Below are 2,958 nucleotides of genomic sequence, written 5' to 3' on the forward strand. Positions count from 1 at the left end.
CGCCAGCAGCGCGGGCGGGCTGTCCGGCGGCGAGTGCCGCAGCGCGTTGGAGAAGAGGTTGGCGAGCACCCGCTCGAGCAGCCCCGGGTCGGCCCGCACCAGCGGAAGATCGTCAGGCACCACGATCTGCAGCGCGTCCCCGCCGTCGAGGCCGCGCAGCGCCACGGGGGCCACCTCGTCCACGGCGATGGCGCGCAGGAACGGCGCCAGCGAGCCGGTCTGCAGGCGGCTCATGTCGAGCAGGTTGCCGACAAGCGCGTCAAGCCGGTCGGCGTTCTGCTCGATGTTGGCGAGCAGGTCGGCCTCGTCTTCCTCGGTCCAGTGCACGTCGGTCTGCCGCAGGCTACTGACGCTGGCCTTGATGGACGCCAGCGGTGTGCGCAGGTCGTGGCTCACCGCGGCGAGCAGCGCGGTGCGCATCCGGTTCCCTTCGGCGAGCGCCTCCGCCTGGGCGGCCTGGGTGCGGAGCCGGGCCCGGTCCAGGGCCGCGACCGCCTGGGCGGTGTACCCGGCGAGCAGGGAGGCGGTCGCGCTGGCCGCCTGCCCGCGCACCTCAAGGGCCAGGTCGGGCCGGACCTCGAACCTGATCACGCTCGCGTCCTGGCCGGCCGCGCCACTCGAGGCGATCCGGATCCAGCGGCCCGCGACGCGTTCGAGCAGCTCGGCGTAGCCGCCGTGGCTGGCGGTGAGGTGGTCGAGCACGTCGGCGGGCGTGTCGTCGCCGCCGAGCACGGTCTGCGCCAGGGCGAGCAGGGACGCGGTCTCCTTCGCGCTGCGGGCCGCGTCCGCTTCACGTCGCGCGGCGAGGTGAACCACGCTGCTGACCGCGACGGCGACCGTGACGAACAGCACGAGCGCGAGCAGGTTCTTCGGCTCGGCGATCGTGAAGGTGTGCAGCGGCGCGGTGAAGTACCAGTTCAGCAGCAGGCTGGCGGCCACGGCGGCGAACACCGCGGGCCAGAACCCGCCGACGACCGTGACCGCCACCACCGCGACGAGGTAGATCAGCAGGTCGTCGGAGAGGTTCAGGTGCCCGCGCCAGGCGACGAGCAGCGCGGTCAGCGCGGGCAGCCCGGCCACGGCGAGCGCCGCGCCGGCCAGCTGCCTGCGCAGGTCTATGCCGCGTTCCTTCTGCCGGTCCACGCTTTCTAGTGTGACCTGTACTTGCGCGTACCGGAACATCCAGCCCGCGACGGCGCCGGCCAGCGCGCAGGCGGCCATCGTGATCGCGGCGTCCGCCGCGGTGGCGCCGGTCGGCCGCAGGTCCGCGTACGGCGGCCGGGAGAACCCGACGACGGTCAGCCAGCCGATGACGCCGAGCGGCACGGCGGCGTTCACCTCCGAAACCGCCGAGATGACCGTCACGATCACCGCGCTCACGACCAGCACCCCGATGGCGGGCAGCCGGCCGTTCAGCGCCGCCGCGATCGTGCCCAGGGCGAACAGCGCCGCGAACCCCACAGGCAGCGCGTACGGCGCCGACAGTCCCTGTCGGCGCGCCAGGCGCCGTGCTGCCTGACGGCCCCATCGCAGCGTGTCGTCGCGGCGTCTACCAGTCATCGTGCCAGTCATCGCGATTGCCATTCCACCGCCCGCCAGGCCGCAGATTGACGATCTTGATACATCCTTAACGGCCAGCTCAGCACGCTTAACGCGGCACTTACGGTCATCAATCTTTGCAGCGCTTAGCGTGAAGGCCGCGATGAGAAATCACCTACCGCAGGCGCCGCAGGGCACCCAGCTCGCCGAAGGCATCCACGCCGACGAATTCACCGGCGCCGACGTGCCCGACGTGCTGTCCGAGACGTTCGGGTACAAGCTCAAGCGCAAGCTCCTCGGGCCGCCGCTGGTCAACGAGCAGATGTCCGAGCAGCGGCTGTCCAAGCCGCTGGCGCTCGGCGTGCTCTCCTCCGACGGCATCTCCTCGGCCGCCTATGGCACCGAGGAGATGCTGATCGAGCTCGTGCCCATTGTCGGCGTCGCGGCGTTCACGCTGATCTTGCCGGTGACCCTGGTCATCCTGGCCGGCGTCGCACTCGTCGTGCTCTCCTACCGGGAGGTCGTCTCCGTCTACACCCGGGCGGGCGGGTCCTACGTGGTGGCGCGCGAGAACTTCGGGCCGCGGGTGGCGCAGGTCGCGGCGGTCGCGCTGCTCATCGACTACACGGTCACGGTCGCGGTGCAGGTCGCGGCCGGCAGCGCGGCGATCGTCTCCGCGTTCCCGCAGCTGGCGAACACCCCGGTCATCGGGCCGTACATCCTCATCGTGATCTCGGTGATCGCGGTCGCCATCATGTGCTACGGCAACCTGCGCGGCATCCGGGAGGCCGGGCGGGCGTTCGCGCTGCCGACCTACCTCTTCTCCGTCTCGGTCGGGCTGACGATCATCATCGGCCTCATCCGCGAGGTGACCGTCGGCCTGCCGCACGTCACCGTGCAGGCTGGCGCATACCAGCTAGGGCACAGCACGGCCGGGCTGTTCAGCTTCGCCATGATCTACATGCTGGCGAGGTCCTTCGCCAACGGCGGCTCCTCGCTGACCGGTATCGAGGCAGTGTCCAACGCGGTCAGCGCGCTGCGGCCGCCGGAGGGGCGCAACGCCCGGCAGATCCTGGTCACCCAGGGCTCGATCGTTGCCTTCCTGATCGGCGGCATCTCCTGGCTGTCGCACGTCACGCACGCGATACCGTACGAGGCCGGCTACCCGACGGTGCTCGCGCAGGAAGCGAACACCGTCTTCGGCAGCTCCGCGCATTTCATGTACTTCGTGGTCCAGGCGGCGACCGCGCTGATCCTGTTTACCGGTGGTAACACCAGCTTCAGCGGGTTCCCGTTCCTGGCCAGCTTCGTCGCCGGCGACTCGTTCCTGCCCCGCTGGCTGACCAAGCGCGGCCACCGGCTGGCGCTGTCCAACGGCATCATCGTGCTCACCGTGGTGTCGCTGATCCTGCTGGTCGC

2 protein-coding genes are annotated in these 2,958 nt (G+C 70.6%); one reads left to right on the forward strand and one right to left on the reverse strand.

What is annotated here, in order from left to right; translation table 11 throughout:
- Positions 1–1,560: sensor histidine kinase (locus WA805_RS10705; RefSeq protein ID WP_425242260.1), on the reverse strand; the 1,560-nt coding region annotated here is incomplete at its 3' end.
- Positions 1,561–1,702: 142 nt separating this feature from the next.
- On the opposite strand from WA805_RS10705, the gene WA805_RS10710 reads away from it, so the two are divergent.
- On the forward strand, positions 1,703–2,958 hold a 1,256-nt coding region (locus WA805_RS10710), incomplete at its 3' end, for an APC family permease (RefSeq protein WP_425242261.1).

This window comes from Trebonia sp. (assembly GCF_049794275.1).
Classification (GTDB): domain Bacteria; phylum Actinomycetota; class Actinomycetes; order Streptosporangiales; family Streptosporangiaceae; genus Trebonia.